The organism is Microbacterium sp. BG28 (genome assembly GCF_034044005.1).
Lineage (GTDB): Bacteria > Actinomycetota > Actinomycetes > Actinomycetales > Microbacteriaceae > Microbacterium.
Map to the genome: position 1 here is coordinate 881,842 of NZ_JAXCHA010000003.1, position 16,868 is coordinate 898,709.

The 16,868-nt window shown below is 68.9% G+C and carries 14 protein-coding genes; 10 read left to right on the plus strand and 4 right to left on the minus strand.

Annotated elements, in window-relative coordinates; translation table 11 throughout:
- Positions 1 to 9 precede the first annotated feature (9 nt).
- The 9 genes from SK224_RS15190 (at position 10) to SK224_RS15230 (ending at position 11,069) form a co-directional block, all read left to right on the plus strand.
- Entirely contained in the window at positions 10 to 915 is a 906-nt protein-coding gene (locus tag SK224_RS15190) for a F0F1 ATP synthase subunit gamma (RefSeq protein ID WP_320435486.1), read from the plus strand.
- 17 nt (positions 916 to 932) lie between these two features.
- The gene (atpD, locus tag SK224_RS15195) at positions 933 to 2,387 is read left to right on the plus strand and encodes a F0F1 ATP synthase subunit beta (protein WP_320435487.1); all 1,455 of its coding nucleotides are present in this window, start codon (positions 933 to 935) and stop codon (positions 2,385 to 2,387) included.
- A gap of 2 nt (positions 2,388 to 2,389) precedes the next feature.
- The gene (locus SK224_RS15200; protein WP_137416473.1) at positions 2,390 to 2,650 is read left to right on the plus strand and encodes a F0F1 ATP synthase subunit epsilon; all 261 of its coding nucleotides are present in this window, start codon (positions 2,390 to 2,392) and stop codon (positions 2,648 to 2,650) included.
- 64 nt (positions 2,651 to 2,714) lie between these two features.
- A complete protein-coding gene (locus tag SK224_RS15205) occupies positions 2,715 to 3,464 on the plus strand; it encodes a peroxide stress protein YaaA (RefSeq protein WP_320435488.1) in 750 nt (249 codons plus the stop codon).
- Positions 3,465 to 3,583: 119 nt separating this feature from the next.
- On the plus strand, positions 3,584 to 4,459 hold the full coding sequence (locus SK224_RS15210) for a DUF5684 domain-containing protein (protein WP_320435489.1): 876 nt from the start codon (positions 3,584 to 3,586) through the stop codon (positions 4,457 to 4,459).
- Between the two features lie 144 nt (positions 4,460 to 4,603).
- Positions 4,604 to 5,374, plus strand: coding sequence for a PP2C family protein-serine/threonine phosphatase (locus SK224_RS15215; protein ID WP_192900673.1), 771 nt, complete (start codon positions 4,604 to 4,606; stop codon positions 5,372 to 5,374).
- 87 nt (positions 5,375 to 5,461) lie between these two features.
- Positions 5,462 to 8,242 carry an FtsK/SpoIIIE domain-containing protein gene (locus SK224_RS15220; RefSeq protein ID WP_320435490.1) on the plus strand — a complete coding sequence of 927 codons (2,781 nt, stop codon included), beginning with the start codon at positions 5,462 to 5,464 and terminating at the stop codon, positions 8,240 to 8,242.
- 32 nt (positions 8,243 to 8,274) lie between these two features.
- Positions 8,275 to 9,813, plus strand: a complete 1,539-nt coding sequence (locus SK224_RS15225; protein ID WP_320435491.1) for an APC family permease — start codon at positions 8,275 to 8,277, stop codon at positions 9,811 to 9,813.
- Positions 9,814 to 9,827: 14 nt separating this feature from the next.
- Entirely contained in the window at positions 9,828 to 11,069 is a 1,242-nt protein-coding gene (locus SK224_RS15230; protein ID WP_320435492.1) for a saccharopine dehydrogenase family protein, read from the plus strand.
- Here SK224_RS15230 and SK224_RS15235 read toward each other — a convergent pair.
- Positions 11,050 to 12,039, minus strand: coding sequence for an asparaginase (locus SK224_RS15235; protein ID WP_320435493.1), 990 nt, complete (start codon positions 12,037 to 12,039; stop codon positions 11,050 to 11,052). The two genes, SK224_RS15230 and SK224_RS15235, sit on opposite strands and share 20 nt — an antisense overlap.
- A gap of 48 nt (positions 12,040 to 12,087) precedes the next feature.
- Between SK224_RS15235 and SK224_RS15240 the strand changes: the two genes are divergently transcribed.
- Complete coding sequence (locus SK224_RS15240; protein ID WP_320435494.1) at positions 12,088 to 12,561, plus strand: OsmC family protein; 474 nt, start codon at positions 12,088 to 12,090, stop codon at positions 12,559 to 12,561.
- A 66-nt stretch (positions 12,562 to 12,627) separates the two neighbouring features.
- Here the strand turns inward: SK224_RS15240 and glpK are convergent, their stop codons facing one another.
- The 3 genes from glpK to SK224_RS15255 all read right to left on the minus strand — a co-directional run bounded on the left by glpK (position 12,628) and on the right by SK224_RS15255 (position 16,812).
- Positions 12,628 to 14,139: a glycerol kinase GlpK gene (glpK, locus tag SK224_RS15245; RefSeq protein ID WP_320435495.1), complete on the minus strand. Its 1,512-nt coding sequence runs from the start codon at positions 14,137 to 14,139 to the stop codon at positions 12,628 to 12,630.
- Positions 14,140 to 14,224: 85 nt separating this feature from the next.
- Positions 14,225 to 14,983, minus strand: a complete 759-nt coding sequence (locus tag SK224_RS15250) for an MIP/aquaporin family protein (protein WP_320435496.1) — start codon at positions 14,981 to 14,983, stop codon at positions 14,225 to 14,227.
- 119 nt (positions 14,984 to 15,102) lie between these two features.
- The gene (locus SK224_RS15255) at positions 15,103 to 16,812 is read right to left on the minus strand and encodes a glycerol-3-phosphate dehydrogenase/oxidase (protein ID WP_320435497.1); all 1,710 of its coding nucleotides are present in this window, start codon (positions 16,810 to 16,812) and stop codon (positions 15,103 to 15,105) included.
- Positions 16,813 to 16,868 lie beyond the last annotated feature (56 nt).

Below are 16,868 nucleotides of genomic sequence, written 5' to 3' on the forward strand. Positions count from 1 at the left end.
CCGTAAATCATGGGCGCTCAACTCAGGGTCTACAAGCAGAAGATCGCTTCTGCTCAGACGACCAAGAAGATCACGAAGGCGATGGAGCTCATCGCGGCTTCGCGCATTCAGAAGGCGATGACGCGCGTGCGCGCATCCTCGCCCTTCGCGCAGGCCGTGACGCGGGCCGTCTCGGCCGTCGCGACGTACTCGAACGTCGACCACCCGCTCACGCGTGAGCCCGAGGTGATCCGCCGCTCCGCCGTCGTGATCTTCTCGTCCGACCGCGGATTGGCGGGGGCGTTCAACTCGCAGATCATCCGCGCGGGCCTGGAACAGGGCGAGCTGCTGCGCAGCGAGGGCCGCGAGCCGGTGTTCTACCTCGTCGGTCGCAAGGCGGTCGGGTTCTTCCAGTTCCGTAAGCTCGTGGCGGCCGCGGAATGGACGGGGGACACGGACACACCGCACTTCTCGACCGCCGAGGAGATCGCGGACACGCTGCTCGAGGCGTTCCGCCGCGGCGGCGAGGCGGGCGGAGTGGACGAGATCCACCTCGTGTACAACCGTTTCGTCAGCATGATGACCCAGAGTCCGGAGACTGTGCGTCTCCTCCCGCTCGAGGTCGTCGAGGCGGCCGAAGAGACGCCGTCCTCCGCGGCGGCGGTCTACCCGCTGTACGAGTTCGAGCCGGATGCCGAGGCCGTTCTGGACTCCTTGCTCCCGGTGTACATCCAGAGCCGGGTCTTCAACGCCCTCCTGCAGTCCTCGGCGGCCAAGCACGCCGCCACGCAGAAAGCGATGAAGTCGGCCAGCGACAACGCCGACAAGCTCATCACCGACTACACCCGCCTGCGCAACAACGCGCGTCAGGCCGAGATCACGCAGCAGATCGCCGAGATCGTCGGCGGCGCCGACGCCCTGGCGTCCGGCAAGTAGAAAACGAGGAAGACACCATGACCACCACCGCAACGGCCGATCAGGCGTCCGTCGCCGTCGTCGGGCGCGTCGCGCGCGTGACCGGCCCCGTCGTCGACATCGAGTTCCCGCACGACTCGATCCCCGACATCTACAACGCGCTCAAGACGACCATCACCATCGGCGAGGAGTCGACGGAGATCACGCTCGAGGTCGCCCAGCACCTGGGTGACGACCTCGTGCGCGCCATCGCCCTGAAGCCCACGGACGGCATCGTCCGCGGCCAGGAGGTGCGCGACACCGGCGGCCCGATCACGGTTCCGGTCGGTGACGTCACCAAGGGCAAGGTCTTCAACGTGACCGGCGACGTCCTCAACGCTGCTCCCGGCGAGCAGGTCGAGGTCACCGAGCGGTGGGGCATCCACCGCCAGGCGCCGAGCTTCGACCAGCTCGAGTCGAAGACCGAGATGTTCGAGACCGGTATCAAGAGCATCGACCTGCTCACCCCGTACGTGCAGGGCGGCAAGATCGGCCTGTTCGGCGGCGCCGGCGTCGGCAAGACCGTCCTGATCCAGGAGATGATCCAGCGCGTCGCGCAGGATCACGGTGGTGTGTCGGTGTTCGCCGGTGTCGGTGAGCGCACCCGTGAGGGCAACGACCTCATCGGCGAGATGGAGGAGGCGGGCGTCTTCGACAAGACCGCCCTCGTGTTCGGCCAGATGGACGAGCCGCCGGGGACGCGTCTTCGCGTCGCGCTGTCGGCTCTGACGATGGCGGAGTACTTCCGCGACGTGCAGAAGCAGGACGTGCTGCTGTTCATCGACAACATCTTCCGCTTCACGCAGGCCGGTTCCGAGGTCTCCACGCTGCTGGGCCGTATGCCCTCTGCCGTGGGTTACCAGCCGAACCTCGCCGACGAGATGGGCGTGCTCCAGGAGCGCATCACGTCGACCCGTGGACACTCGATCACCTCGCTGCAGGCGATCTACGTGCCCGCCGACGACTACACCGACCCGGCTCCCGCGACAACGTTCGCCCACCTCGACGCGACCACCGAGCTCTCGCGCGAGATCGCGTCGAAGGGTCTGTATCCCGCGATCGACCCGCTGACCTCGACCAGCCGCATCCTGGACCCGCGCTACATCGGTGAGGACCACTACCGGGTGGCCACCTCGGTGAAGCAGATCCTGCAGAAGAACAAGGAACTGCAGGAGATCATCGCGATCCTCGGTGTCGACGAGCTCTCCGAAGAGGACAAGATCGTCGTGTCGCGTGCACGTCGCATCCAGCAGTTCCTCTCGCAGAACACCTACATGGCGAAGAAGTTCACCGGTGTCGAGGGCTCCACCGTCCCGATCAAGGAGACCATCGAGTCGTTCGACGCGATCGTCAAGGGCGAGTTCGACCACGTGGCCGAGCAGGCCTTCTTCAACGTCGGCGGCATCTCCGACGTCGAGGCCAAGTGGGCGCAGATCCAGAAGGAGAACGGCTGATCATGCCGCTCAAGGTGAGTCTGGTCTCCGCGGATGCCGAGGTGTGGTCCGGTGAGGCCGACCTGGTTATCGCGAAGACCATCGAGGGCGAGATCGGTTTCATGACCGGTCACGAGCCGGTGCTGGCGATCCTCGCCGAAGGACAGGTGCGCATCACCGAGCCCGGCGGCAACAAGATCGTCGCCAACGCGCACGACGGCTTCATCTCCGTCGAGCACGACCAGGTCACGATCGTGGCCGGCAACGCGGCACTCGTTTCCTGACCCGCATCCCGCACACACGCCGTCCGCTCGCGCGGGCGGCGTGTGTCGTTCTCCTGGAGTGACCATGCTCGTGCTGCTGCCACCCTCCGAGACCAAGCGCGCCGGTGGCCTCGGTGCACCGTGGAGCGCAGCGGGTCTTCGGCTGCCGGAGCTGGCGCCGCAGCGAGAGGCCGTCGTGTCGGCGCTCGTGGAGCTCTCGCGCGACGAGGATGCGGCGGCGAAGGTCCTCAAGCTGAGCGCGCGCCAGCGGGGGGAGGTCGCGGTCAACGCGGCGCTGCGGTCATCTCCCACGATGCCGGCGATCGACCGCTACACCGGGGTGCTGTTCGATGCCCTCGACGCCTCATCTCTCGATCCGCGTGCGCGACGGTGGCTCGGAGAGCATGTGCTCATCCACTCGGCGCCCTTCGGCCCTGTCGGCGCCCTCGATCCGATCCCGGGCTATCGGCTGGGGGCCGGCGCGTCGTTGCCGGGACTCGCTCCGCTGCGCCGCCACTGGTCCGCGCCCGTCACGTCGGCGCTCGGCGATACGGGCTCGCCCTTCATTCTGGACCTCCGCTCCGAGGCCTACGTCGCGCTCGGCCCGGTTCCGGCGGGGTCCGCATCCGCCTACGTCCGTGTCGTCACCACGGGCGCGGACGGCGAGGTGCGGGCACTCAACCACTTCAACAAGCACGCCAAAGGCTCCCTCGTGCGTCGGCTCGCCGAGGAGCGTCCGCGGATCGCGTCCCGCAGCGCGTTCTTGCATTGGACGGAGGGCGCCGGGATCGCGGTCACCGACGGTGAGAACGGCGAACTTCACCTCACCGTATGAGGGTTCATCCCCAACTTCACGCAAGGCCCTGTCAGGCAACACTCAGGCTCGCTACGATGTGAGCCGCGGGACGGGTAGTTCCGCGAGGCGAGCATGCCTCTGACCCGAGAGGATTCCCCGTGAACCCTTATGCGTACGACTATGACTACGGCTATTCCGGAGCCGCATTTCTGGGATTCATCGCCGTCTTCTTCGGCGTCTTCCTTCTGATCGGCATCGCGGCCTATGTCGTCTCGTCGATCTTCTACAACAAGCTCTTCGAGAAGGCCGGCGTCGAGGGCAAGTGGCGCGGCTGGGTGCCCGTGTACCGCGAGATGGTGTTCGTGAAGCTCGGTGACCTCAACCCCTGGTGGCTCCTCGTGCTCTTCGGTGCGACCTTCGTCCTGAGCCTGATCCCCTACATCGGCACCTTCTTCGCTCTCCTTCCCTCGCTGGCATCGACCGTGTACGTGGTGATGGCTGCGTACCGCGTCGGACAGAAGCTGCAGAAGGAAGGCGCGTGGGTCGTGCTCTACTTCTTCCTCAGCATCGTCTGGCTCGGCATCGTGGCCTACGACAAGTCGCGTTGGAACCCGCAGATCCCTCCGGCGCCGTGGAGCCGCAGCTTCCTCGGGGACAACGTCGTGTGGTCGGGCGTTCCGGTACAGCCCGGTGCTCCCGCTCCGCAGGGCGCCTACGGCGCGCCCGGCGCGTACCCGCCCCCCGCCGGCTACGGCCAGCCCGGCGGCTACCCGCAGCAGCCCGGTGCGTACGCGCCCCCGGCGCAGCAGGGCGGCTATGCCGCGCCCGGTGCGTACCCGCCTCCCGCGGCCCCGCAGCCGGGTGCGTACCCGCCCGCAGCGGCCCCCCAGCCGGGCGCGTACCCGCCGCCGGCGTACACCCCTCCGCCCGCCGACGGCGCGGCCGCGCCGAGCGACCCGGCAGTCCCGCCCACGGCGCCGCCGGTGCCGCCGACGACGCCCGGTTCGGATGAGGCCGAGCCCCCGCGCGGCTGACGGAATCCCTCGGCGAGCCTCCGTTCTCCGCGAACGGAGGCTCGCCGCATCCGGCCGGCCGGGTCCGATCCGCCGGACGCAGTCGTTAGGATGTGAGGACCGCGTCGACATCGACGTGCCATATCCCCGATGGAAGGACACCGCGTGCCCGAGGCTGCGACCCGGCGGCGCACTGTGCCGCTGCCGCAGGGATCGATCGAGCTCGCCTGGGCGGCTCTGACGGATGTCGGCCGCCGCCGCGAGGTGAACCAGGACGCCGTGTTCGCCGAGTATCCGCTGTTCGTCGTCGCCGACGGCATGGGCGGGCACATCGGAGGAGAGATCGCCAGCTCGAGCACCGTGAACCGCCTCGAGGCGATCGTCGGTTCGGGATCCGTAACGCCCAAGACGATCGAAAAGGCGCTCGCCAAGGCCGTCAAGGACATCGCATCGCACCCCGATGCCACCGATGACGGCACGGGCACCACGGTGACGGGTGTCTTCCTCGAGCTCACCGGCAACGAGCCGCACTGGGTCAGCCTGAACATCGGTGACTCGCGGGTGTATCTGCTCCGCGACGACACCCTCGTGCAGATCACGACAGATCACTCCGTCGTCCAGGAGCTCGTCGCTGCCGGCCGACTCAGCCCAGAGGAAGCCGAGCATCACCCCTACGGAAACGTGATCACGCGTGCCGTGGGTCCCAGCGACAGCGTGCGGCCGGATTACATCCGCCTCGACGTGCTCGACGGCGATCGTTTCGTCGTGTGCTCGGATGGGCTGACCAAGGAACTCACGGACTACGGCATCCAGCACTTCCTGCGCGAGCACGAGGACCCGGCAGAAGCTGCGGCCGCCATGATGGATGCCGCGCTCGAGAACGGCGGACGCGACAACGTCACCGTGATCGTTCTGAACGTCACACGCACCGACTGATCCTCCACAGGCGTACCCCGCCGCGATACGTGCCACCGCGGCGACCGGGCAGGTGTACGTCCGCCACCGGCGTTCCACACTGAGGTGGTGTTCACTCCTCAGCCCGCCACCGGTCGTGCCGCTGCGCCGCCGGCGCACCTGACCCTGCCGCCGCCGGATCCGCCCCGACGCCGTCCGCGGATCCCGTGGCTGGCCTCGCTGGCCCCGGTTCTGGGAGCGTTCGTGCTCTGGCAGGTGACAGGCTATGCGGGGGTGCTGTGGTTCGCGCTGCTCGGACCGGTGATCGCCGTCGCCGGGGTGCTGGACGGCTCGCGGGGCGCCCGCCGCGACGCGAGGGAGCAGCAGCGCGTTCGCGCGGCGCTGGTGCAGCGCATCCGCGAGGAGATCGACCGGCGCCACACCCTGGAGCGCTCGGAGGCGTTGCGCGCGACGCCCACGCTCGACGGCTACCTCGATGAACCGGGGGAGCTGTGGCGACCGCATCCGTCGCGCGGCGGGGTGCTCGTCGTGGGTCGTGGCGACGTCGTCAGCGACGTCAGCGTCAGCGCCGCGGACGACGAACTCTCTCGCGAGCTCATCGCGCGCGCCGGAACTGTCTCGGACGCGCCTGTGACGGTTCCGATCAGTGCGGGGATCGCCGTGCGCGGTCCTCGGGTCATCGCCGCAGCAGTGGCTCGCGGGCTCGTGCTGCAGCTGTGCTGCACGCATCCACCCGGCTCGCTCCGGGTCGTGACCGACGCAGTCGACCCGTGGATCGCCGCACTGCCCCATCGCGTCGCGTCGGGGGTGCCGTGTCACCTCGACGTCGACGCGGCGCAGGCGCGGGGTCGGGAGGATGCGGCGGTGCTCGTCGTCGAACCGCACGAGCCGGTCCCGACCCGGTGCGCGGCGGTGCTCACTCTCGACGACGTGCACCGCGCCCGCCTCGAGTACGCCGGGCGCGCGGTCGACGTATGCGTCGACGTTCTCTCGGCCGCTCAGGCCGCGCGGCTCGCGTCCGCGCTGGGGGAGCGGTATCGGGCGTTGCCCGGTCGGCGCGAGCTGCCGTCAGCCGTCGCGGCGCGAGAGCTGGAGCACCCCCCGGCGGCGGGGCGTGGTCTCGCCATCGCGATCGGCGCCGACGGGAGCGGACCGGCGATCGTCGACCTCGTCGCCGACGGTCCGCATGCTCTGGTGGCCGGGATGACCGGCTCCGGCAAGAGCGAACTCCTGGTCACGTGGGTCGCGCAGCTGGCGGCGACGCGCAGCACGCGGGAGGTCACGTTCCTGCTGGCGGATTTCAAGGGCGGGACCGCGTTCGACGCTCTGGCGGCGCTGCCGCACGTCGCGGGCGTGTTGACCGATCTCGACCCGTACGCGACGCAGCGGGCGCTGGAGAGCCTGCGGGCGGAGATCCGGCACCGCGAACGTGCTCTCGCCGCAGCGGGCGCGCGCGATGTCGCCGACGCCGGTGTCGACCTGGCGCGCCTCGTGGTGGTGGTCGACGAGTTCGCCGCTCTCCTCGATGCGCACCGCGAACTCGGAACGCTGTTCGCCGACCTGGCCGCGCGTGGGCGAGCCCTTGGCATCCATCTGATCCTCGGCACGCAACGCGCTGCGGGCGTCGTGCGCGAGTCGCTGCTGGCGAACTGTCCGCTGCGTGTGAGCCTGCGGGTCGTCGACGATGCCGACAGTCGTTTCGTCATCGGCACTCACGCCGCCGCCGAGATCCCGGGAGACCCCGCATCCCGCGGCACCGCCTTCGTGCGGCGCGCCGGTGATGCGGAGCCGCATGCGCTGCGCGTGGCGAGGACCACTCCCGCGGACGTGTCGACGATCTGCGACCGTCGCCGTGCGGAGCCCGAGCCGCGGCGTCCCTGGCAGCCCCCGCTTCCGCAGCGCTGGCCGTTGTCCGAGGCGCCGGTGAGCGCCGCGCGACCCGTCGTCGGGCTCGTGGACGAACCGGACCATCAGCGTCAGCGCGCTGCGCGGCTCGAGCAGGGCGACGCAGGCGTCCTCGTTCTCGGCGGTCCCGGAAGCGGGCGCACCACGGCACTCGCAGCCCTCGCCGCGCAGACTCCCGCTCGGTGGCTTCCGGGCGACCCGGAGGGCCTCTGGGACGCGTTGTGCGCGCTCGAGGGGGCGGACGACGCTCTCGTGGTGCTGGATGATCTGGATGCGGCGCTGGCGGGCCTCCCACCCGACTACGCGGCCGCCGCTCTGGCCATGATCGAACGGTCCTGCCGATCCGCGCGCGCCCAGGGGCGGCGCTTCGCGATCTCCAGCGGGCGTGCCATGGGTCCGCTCGCACGCATCGCCGACCTCCTCCCGAGGCGGGTGCTGTTGCGGATGCCGAGCAAGATCGACCACCTCGGTGCGGGAGGCGCGCCCGAGCTCTTCGATGCGCAGGCTCCGGCAGGCCGAGGCTTGCTCGACGGCCGTCTGATCCAGGTCCCGTGGGTCGAGACCCCGCAGCGGGTGGCTGCCGCGGAGCCTTTCCCCTACCCGGGCGGGGCGGGTTCGGTGGGCGTGGTCATCCGCGACGGGATGCAGGCACGACGGGTCGCGGCGGCTCTCGCCGAAAGGGGGTGCGACATCGTCGCGATCGCGGACGCGGACCGCGCTGCCCCCGGCGCCGCGCGAGCGATCGTCGCTGATCCCGAACTGTGGCAGCGATCCTGGCCCGTTCTGCAGGCGATCCGGGCGCGCGGCGATCTGCTCGTGGATGCAGACTGCGCCGCGGAGTATCGGATGCTCACCGGAGATCGAGCATTGCCGCCGTTCTGCGCTCCCGGGCGGGGGCGCGCGTGGCTCGTGCGCGAGGGGTCCCTGCCTGTGCGTGTGCAGCTGCCGGGCGTCGATCCGGTCCGTGTGCGGCGGATCGCTTGACCGCCGATGGATCCGACCCCTAACGTCTGGGCATGACAACCACCCCCATCCACCTGCAGCGCCCGGACGGGAAGGGGCTCGCGGCGGGAACGCTGGGGCTCTGGGGTTCGACCGTCATCGGGCTCGCGTCCACAGCGCCGGTGTACTCGCTCGTGGCCACGCTCGGTTTCGTCGTGCTCGCGGTGGGGGCCCAAGCGCCCATCGCCTTCATCATCGCCTTCATCCCGATGCTGTTCATCGCCTTCGCCTACCGCGAGCTGAACCGGGCGGTCCCCGACTGCGGGACGACCTTCACCTGGGGCACCAAGGCGTTCGGGCCGTGGGTGGGCTGGATGGGTGGATGGGGCGTCGCGGTGGCCGGAATGGTGGTGCTCGCCAACCTCGCCCAGATCGCCTCGATCTACTTCTGGGCGCTGTTCGGTCTCGAGTTCGAGAACAACGACTGGCGCATCCTGCTGGTCGCGGTGGCGTTCATCGCCGCGATGACGTGGGTGAGTTGGCGCGGCGTCGAGATCGGCGAACGCATCCAGAACATCCTGCTCGCCATTCAGTACCTCGCCCTCGCGATCTTCGTGGTGGCGGCGCTGTGGCAGTTCTTCGCGGGCACAGCCCCTCACCCGACGCCGTTCGATATCTCTTGGCTCAATCCGTTCGGGTTCGCCGACTGGAGCGGCTTCACCGAGGCGGTGCTGTTGGCCCTGTTCATCTACTGGGGTTGGGACACCTGTCTCGCCCTGAACGAGGAGACGAAGGACCCCAAACGCACACCCGGGCGCGCGGCGCTGTTGACCACGGTCATCCTGCTCGTGACCTACGTGTCGGTGACGATCGCTGCCATGATGTACGCGGGCCTCGGCGAAGACGGCGTGGGACTGGGCAACGAGAGCAACGCCGACGACTTCTTCCTCGCCATCAAAGACGGACTGCTCGGCCCCTTCGGATGGGTCCTCGTCGTCGCCGTTCTCATCTCCGCCGTCTCGTCGACCCAGACCACCATCCTGCCGACCGCGCGCGGAACCCTTGCGATGGGCGTCTACCGTGCGCTTCCCGCGCGGTTCAAGGACGTGCACCCGGCCTATCGCACGCCGTCGTTCTCGACGCTCGTGATGGGGGTGGTCGCGGTCGTGTACTACGTGGGGATGTCGCTCATCAGCGACCACATCCTGCAGGACTCGATCCTCTCCCTCGGGCTCGCGATCGCGTTCTACTACGCCATCACCGGATTTGCCTGCGTCTGGTACTTCCGGGGTGAGCTCTTCCGTTCGGCGGGTGCGTTCGTGGTGAAAGGGCTCCTCCCGCTGCTGGGCGCCCTCATGCTGACCTACGCGTTCATCCAGTCGGCGATCGACATGTGGGACGTCGACTACGGCTACACGGTCTTGTTCGGGATCGGCGGCACCTTCGTCATCGGGATCGGCGCGCTCGCCGTCGGCGTGGTGCTGATGTTCGTGTGGTTCCTCTTCCCGCGCTCGAAGAGGTTCTTCCGGGGCGAGAGCCTCAACCGCGATACCGAGGTCCTCGTCCCGGATGAAGGCGATTACGGGCGCTCGGTCGACGGCGGCTTGATCTGAGACAGGAGAACAGCATGCGCATCCTCATCATCGGCGCCGGAGGCGTCGGCTCCGCGGCGGCCCGGATCGCCGTCCGTCGCGACTTCTTCGACGCCGTGGTGATCGCCGACTACGACCCGGCCAGACCGGAGGCGCTCGTCGCCGAGCTCGCCGACCCCCGTTTCAGCGCCGCTCAGGTGGATGCATCGGATGCGGCGTCCGTCGCGGCCCTCGTGCGCGACAGCGGAGCCACGCACGTGCTCAACGCGGTGGACCCCCGCTTCGTGATGCCGATCTTCACCGGCGTCTTCGATGCCGGTGCCACCTACCTCGATATGGCGATGAGCCTGTCGAAGCCGCATCCGCAGAAGCCGTACGAGCTCCCGGGGGTGAAGCTCGGCGACGAGCAGTTCGCCGCCGGCGAGAAGTGGCGCGAGGCGGGGCGGCTGGCGCTCGTGGGCATCGGGGTCGAACCCGGGCTGTCGGACGTGTTCGCTCGCTATGCGCAGGACGAACTTTTCGATGAGATCGACGAACTCGGCGTGCGCGACGGCGCGAACCTCGTCGTCGAGGGTTACGACTTCGCTCCCTCGTTCTCGATATGGACCACGATCGAGGAGTGTTTGAACCCGCCCGTGATCTACGAGAAGGATCGCGGGTGGTACACGACCGCTCCGTTCTCCGAGCCGGAGGTCTTCGACTTCCCCGACGGGATCGGACCGGTGGAGTGCGTGAACGTGGAGCACGAGGAAGTCCTCCTCATGCCGCGCTGGACGAACGCGAAACGCGTCACGTTCAAGTACGGCCTGGGTGACGAGTTCATCCAGGTGCTGCAGGTGCTGCACAAGACGGGGCTCGACCGCACGGACCCCGTGACCGTGAAAGGTGTTGAGGTGTCTCCGCGCGATGTCGTGGCGGCGGCGCTTCCTGACCCGGCGACGCTCGGCGACCGCATGACGGGCAAGACCTGTGCGGGTGTGTGGGTGCGCGGCACCGGCAAGGACGGCACGCCGCGATCGACGTACCTCTACCATGTGGCGGACAACGAGCAGACGATGCGCCAGGACAACTCGCAGGCCGTCGTCTGGCAGACCGCGATCAATCCCGTCATCGCCCTCGAACTCCTGGCGCGGGGGGATTGGGCGGGGGAGGGCGTGCTCGGCCCGGAGGCTTTCGACGCGAGGCCGTTCCTCGATCTGCTGGCCGAGCCTGCGCCCGCGGGCTACGGCTCCCCGTGGGGGATGGTGGAGAAGGAGATCACACCGTCGGACGGATGACGCCGACGATCGCGTCGCCGCCGTGAACGGCGAGCGAGAGGTCGCGGCGCGCCGCATCCGCGTCCGATGTCGCGAGCGCACCGGAGCGCTCGAGCAGACGCAGACCCACCGTCGCCGTGGCGCGCGAGGAGCCGTCGAGCATCTTGACGGCCGCCGTGGTGCCGTCCGGGGCCACCATCACGACGAGTCCTTCGGCGCCGGTCTTCGTGAACACGCCGGTGCGCTCGATGATCACGGTGTCCGGTCGGCCCGGACCGTCGATCGTCCACGGGTTCTCCCGCACCGCGGCCATGAGCGTCGCGGCGCTGCGGTGCAGGGCGAACGGTGACCGCTCCGATGACGTCCCCATGCGATGCAGGGCGCGCGCCAGGCCCGTGAGGGTCAGAGCCGGCACGGGAGCACCGCATCCATCGACCGCCACCGCGACCGGACGCTCGCCTGTCAGGCGTTCCACGACCTCGCGGATGTGCTGCTGCAACGGGTGCGCGGGTTCCAGGTAACCTTCGGTGTCCCAGCCCGTGGTGCGGCAGGCGAGCAGCATCGCCGCGTGTTTGCCGGAGCAGTTCATCCGGATGCGGGACCGCGTCGCGTGATCGCGCACCATCTCGTCCCGTGTGGCCGTGTCGCCGGGCCAGGCCGGCGGGCAGCCGAGGTCGTCCTCCGTGCAGCCGGCGTCCTCGAGGATGGAGCGCACCACCGCGACGTGCCGCTCGGTTCCGGCGTGGCTGGCGGTGGCGAGGCCCAGCCTCTCGCCCTCCAACGCAGCCCCGGCGGTCACACAGGCCAGGGCCTGGAGCGGCTTGAGGGTGGAGCGCGGCAGCACGGCGGATGCGGGGTCGCCGTGCGCGGCGAGCACGGTGCCGTCGGGCGCGAGAACCACGGCGGAGCCGGTGTGACGGGACTCGACGAAGCCGCTGCGTTCCACGACGGCGAGCTCGACGGCGGCGGTGGCGGAGAACGTCTCGGGCATCCTCTCAGCGTAGTCGGCACCCGCATCCGCCATGACAGACTGTGCCCCATGCCTGGCACCCACCACTATCGTCTGAACGCGCTCTGGACCGGCAACCGCGGCACCGGGACGAGCGGATACCGCGACTACGACCGCGACGTCACTCTGACGGTCGACGGCAAGCCCGAGCTGCGGGGATCCGCCGACAAGCCGTTCCGGGGCGACCCCGAGCGATGGAATCCCGAGGACATGCTCCTCGCCGCCCTCAGCCAGTGCCACCTGCTGTCGTACCTGCACGCCTGCGTCGTGGCGGGAGTCGTCGTGGTCTCCTACGAAGACGCCGCCGAGGGCACGATGACCGACGACGGATCGGGAGCGGGCCGCTTCACGGACGTGCTGCTGACGCCCCGCGTCGTCGTGGCGGAGGCGTCGATGATCCCGGTCGCGGAGGCCGCGCACGCCACGGCCCACGAATGGTGCTTCATCGCGAACTCGGTCAACTTCCCGGTGCGACACCAGGCGCAGGTCACCGCAGCCGACTGAGCGCCGTTGTGAACGACGAGACGCCCCGCGGATTCGGAACCCGCGGGGCGTCTCGTCGTTCAGATCTCAGCGCACGTCGTCGTCGACCCAGTCCATGGACTTCGTCACGGCCTTCTTCCACAGGCGCAGCTGACGGTCGCGCTCCTCGGGATCCATGTTGGGCTCCCAGCGCTTGTCCTCCTGCCAGTTGGCGCGCAGGTCGTCGAGGTTGTCCCAGAAACCGACGGCCAGGCCCGCGGCGTACGCAGCGCCGAGAGCCGTGGTCTCGGCGACGACGGGGCGCACGACCGGGACGCCCAGGATGTCGGCCTGGAACTGCATGAGCGCGTCGTTGGCGGTCATGCCGCCGTCGACCTTCAGCTCGGTGAGGTCGACGCCGGAGTCGGCGTTGACCGCATCGAGCACCTCGCGCGACTGGAAGGCCGTTGCCTCCAGCGCCGCGCGGGCGATGTGGCCCTTGTTCACATAACGGGTCATGCCGACGATCGCGCCACGGGCGTCCGGGCGCCAGTACGGAGCGAACAGGCCCGAGAACGCCGGCACGAAGTACACGCCGCCGTTGTCGTCGACGCTCTCGGCGAGCGTCTCGACCTCGGGAGCGGACGAGATGATCCCGAGCTGGTCGCGCAGCCACTGGATGAGGGAACCGGTGACAGCGATCGAGCCTTCGAGGGCGTAGTGCGCCGGACCGTCGCCGAGCTTGTAGCCCAGGGTCGTCAGCAGCCCGTTCTTGGAGCGGACGATCTCCTCGCCGGTCTGGAAGATCAGGAAGTTGCCGGTGCCGTAGGTGTTCTTGCTCTCGCCCGGGTCGTATGCGGCCTGACCGAAGGTGGCGGCCTGCTGGTCGCCCAGGATGCCGGCCACCGGGGTCTCGCGCAGCAGCGACGAGGACTCGGCGTTGCCATAGACCTCGGACGAGGACCGGATCTCCGGCATCATCGACCGCGGCACGCCGAAGTCGGCGAGGATGTCGTCGCGCCACTGCAGCGTCTCGAGGTCCATGAACAGTGTCCGGCTCGCGTTGGTGACGTCCGTGGCGTGCACGCCGCCCTCGGTGCCGCCGGTGAGGTTCCACAGCACCCACGTGTCGGTCGTGCCGAAGATCAGGTCGCCGGCCTCCGCCTTCTCGCGCGCACCTTCGACGTTCTCGAGGATCCACACGATCTTGGTTCCGGAGAAGTAGGTCGCCAGCGGCAGGCCCACGATGTCCTTATAGCGGTCGGTGTCGCCGTCGGCGAGACGATCGACGATCGACTGCGTGCGGGTGTCCTGCCAGACGATCGCGTTGTAGACGGGCTTTCCGGTGTTCTTGTCCCAGACCACCGCGGTCTCTCGCTGGTTGGTGATGCCGATCGCGGCGATGTCGTGGCGCGTGATGTCGGCACGGCTCAGCGCGAGGCCGATGACCTCCTGGGTGTTGCGCCAGATCTCGGCGGGGTCGTGCTCGACCCAGCCCGCCTTCGGGAAGATCTGCTCGTGCTCCTTCTGCCCGACGGAGATCACGCTTCCCTTGCGGTCGAAGATCATCGCGCGCGTCGAGGTGGTTCCCTGGTCGATGGCGAGGACGTAGTCAGCCATTGGATGGACTTCCTTGTCTATTGGTTCGGATGGTGGGGAGGATGGGCGGCCCGTGAATGGGCCGCCCACCCGGGAGTGGGTCGGATCAGGCGACGACGAAGCCCAGCAGGGAGGGTGCGAGCAGGCCGGCGAGCGTGCCACCGATGAGCGGACCGATGACCGGCACCCACGAGTAGGACCAGTCGCTGGAGCCCTTGCCCTTGATCGGCAGGATGGCGTGTGCGATGCGCGGGCCCAGGTCACGTGCGGGGTTGATCGCGTATCCGGTCGGGCCACCGAGGGAGGCGCCGATGCCGACAACGAGCAGGGCCACCGGCACGGCCGCGAGGCCGCCGAGGCCACCGGGGACGCCGATGTCAGCGACGCCGTAGTTGCGGAATCCGAAGATGACGAACACGAGCACGAAGGTCGCGATGATCTCCGTCATGAGGTTCCAGCCGTACGAGCGGATCGCCGGCCCCGTGGAGAACACGCCGAGCTTGTTCGCCGGGTCGGGTTCCTCGTCGAAGTGCTGCTTGTAGGCGACCCAGCACAGGACGGCGCCGATGATGGCCCCCAGCATCTGGGCGAGCACCGCGATCCCGAACTGCGCGACGCTGATGTCCCCGTGCACGAGAAGACCGATGGACACGGCCGGGTTGAGCTGTGCGCCGGAGTACGCCGAGACGATGACACCGGCGAAGACCGCGAGGCCCCAGCCCCAGTTGACGAGGAGGAATCCGCCGCTGTTGCCCTTCGTCTTCGTCAGAGCGACGTTCGCGACCACACCGCAACCGAGCAACAGCAGCATCGCCGTTCCCACGGTTTCGGAGAGGAAGTACAAACCGAGATTGACTTCGTTCATGTCTACATTGACCTTTCAGTGATGCCCGCCTGTCGCCCCTTCGTGCGGCGGGATATCGGGTTGCTCCGAAACTAGAGCGGTGTGCGGGCGCGCACCAGAGGGCGCGCCCGCACGTTCTCTCAGGAAGCCAGTCGTCCGCCCTTCGCGAGGTCGATACGGTGGTCCTCCCGAAGGACCTGGGTGGCGTGAGCGACCTCTTCGCTCACGCGTGCGTCGTCCCACCCGAGCGGCTCGGCGATCGCCTCGGCGGCTTCTTGCAGGGTGGCCGAGCTCAGCCCGCCGACGAAGGCGATATCCGTGCGGCGCAGCAGCAGGTCGATGAGGTGCACCACCTGCTCGGTGCGCGCCAGGTAGGCGAGCTCCTCGCGGAAGTAGCCGTGTGCGTGGGCGAGCTCGGTCGGCTGTGCCGGCAGATCGGCGAGGACAGCCTCGGCGCGCGTGCCGTACCGGTCCAGCAGGCTGAGCACGAGGGATGCGGAGTGGCGTCCGCTGCGCTCGGCGACCCACGCGCGGCGGGCTTCCGGAGTCATCGGGTAGCCCTTGCCGCCGCCGATCGCCAGGCCCTGCGTGCTCACGCGGTGCGTACGTCCGAGCTTTTCGAGTGCACGGGTGCTGAGGTGCTCCGCCAGGGCGCGGAAGGTCGTCCACTTTCCGCCGACAAGGCTGAGGGTCGGGGTCTTGCCCAGCGTGCCGTCGACGATCCGGTAGTCGCGCGAGACGAAACCGGGAGCCGTGTCGTCGTGCCGCGGCAGCGGGCGGATGCCGGAGAAGGTGTACACGATCTGCGACCGGTCGACCTCGATCGTCGGGAAGACGTGGCGCACGAGATCGAAGAAGTACTGGATCTCGTCGTCGGTGCAGGTGACCTTCTTGGAGGGGTCGGCGTCGATGTCGGTGGTGCCGACGAGGACGCGGCCCTTGAGCGGGTAGATCAGCACGATGCGCCCGTCCGAGTGCTCGAAGAAGATCTCGCGACCGCGGGTGGCCGCCAGCAGCTCCGGGTTGTCGAGCACGATGTGCGAGCCCTTGGTCCCGCCCATGTAGCGGGTCGGGGTGCCGAGGGCGGCGTTGGTGAGGTCCGTCCACGGGCCCGACGTGTTGAGCACGACCTTGGCCGCCACGGTGAACTCGGTGCCGGTGACCTCGTCGCGCAGGAGGACGCCGTTCTCGTCCGCGCCGATCGCCGTGACGTAGTTCGCGGCCATCGCTGAGCCGTCCTCGAGCCCGTCCGAGAGCACATCCAGCGCGAGGCGCTCGGGGTCGTGCATCGAGGCGTCGTAGTAGGTCGCCGTGTAGGCGAGCCCCTCGTTCATCTGGGGGAAGTCGGCGAGCGACTTCTTCTTGCCCACGAACCGGTGCCGCGGGACGGAGCCGCCGTCACGCGAGAAGGTGTCGTAGATCACGAGGCCGATCTTGATCAGCAGCGCACCGCGCTCGTTGGGCTTTCCGCGTCCGTGGGTGACCAGCAGCCGGAAGGGCGCGGACAGGATCCCCGAGAAGGTCTTGAAGATCGGGATCGTCGTCGGTAGCGGCCGGACGTAGTGCGGGGCCGTCTTCAGGAGGGCGTTGCGTTCGGTGACCGCCTCCTTCACGAGGCGGAACTCGCCGTTCTCGAGGTAGCGCACGCCACCGTGCACCATGTGGCTGGACGCGCTCGACGCGCCGGAGACGAAGTCCCCGCGCTCGACCAGGGCAGCCTTGACGCCCTGGAGCGAGAGGTCGCGGAGCGTGGCGATGCCGTTGATCCCGCCGCCCACGATGAGAACGTCGAGATCCTGAGCGTCGCGGATCTGTGCGACCTGAGGCCGCAGCGAGGGAGAGAGCGACATGTCGTCGTCGACCTTTCGTATCGATGGAACCTTGGCAGGTTGCATGGAAATGGGAA

Coding starts and splice junctions, on each gene's coding strand:
- SK224_RS15240 (WP_320435494.1), top strand. CDS start 12,088: ATGCCTGGCACCCACCACTATCGTCTGAACGCGCTCTGGACCGGCAAC.
- SK224_RS15190 (WP_320435486.1), top strand. CDS start 10: ATGGGCGCTCAACTCAGGGTCTACAAGCAGAAGATCGCTTCTGCTCAG.
- SK224_RS15235 (WP_320435493.1), bottom strand. CDS start 12,039: ATGCCCGAGACGTTCTCCGCCACCGCCGCCGTCGAGCTCGCCGTCGTG.
- SK224_RS15250 (WP_320435496.1), bottom strand. CDS start 14,983: ATGAACGAAGTCAATCTCGGTTTGTACTTCCTCTCCGAAACCGTGGGA.
- SK224_RS15255 (WP_320435497.1), bottom strand. CDS start 16,812: ATGTCGCTCTCTCCCTCGCTGCGGCCTCAGGTCGCACAGATCCGCGAC.
- SK224_RS15230 (WP_320435492.1), top strand. CDS start 9,828: ATGCGCATCCTCATCATCGGCGCCGGAGGCGTCGGCTCCGCGGCGGCC.
- SK224_RS15225 (WP_320435491.1), top strand. CDS start 8,275: ATGACAACCACCCCCATCCACCTGCAGCGCCCGGACGGGAAGGGGCTC.
- glpK (WP_320435495.1), bottom strand. CDS start 14,139: ATGGCTGACTACGTCCTCGCCATCGACCAGGGAACCACCTCGACGCGC.
- atpD (WP_320435487.1), top strand. CDS start 933: ATGACCACCACCGCAACGGCCGATCAGGCGTCCGTCGCCGTCGTCGGG.
- SK224_RS15205 (WP_320435488.1), top strand. CDS start 2,715: ATGCTCGTGCTGCTGCCACCCTCCGAGACCAAGCGCGCCGGTGGCCTC.
- SK224_RS15200 (WP_137416473.1), top strand. CDS start 2,390: ATGCCGCTCAAGGTGAGTCTGGTCTCCGCGGATGCCGAGGTGTGGTCC.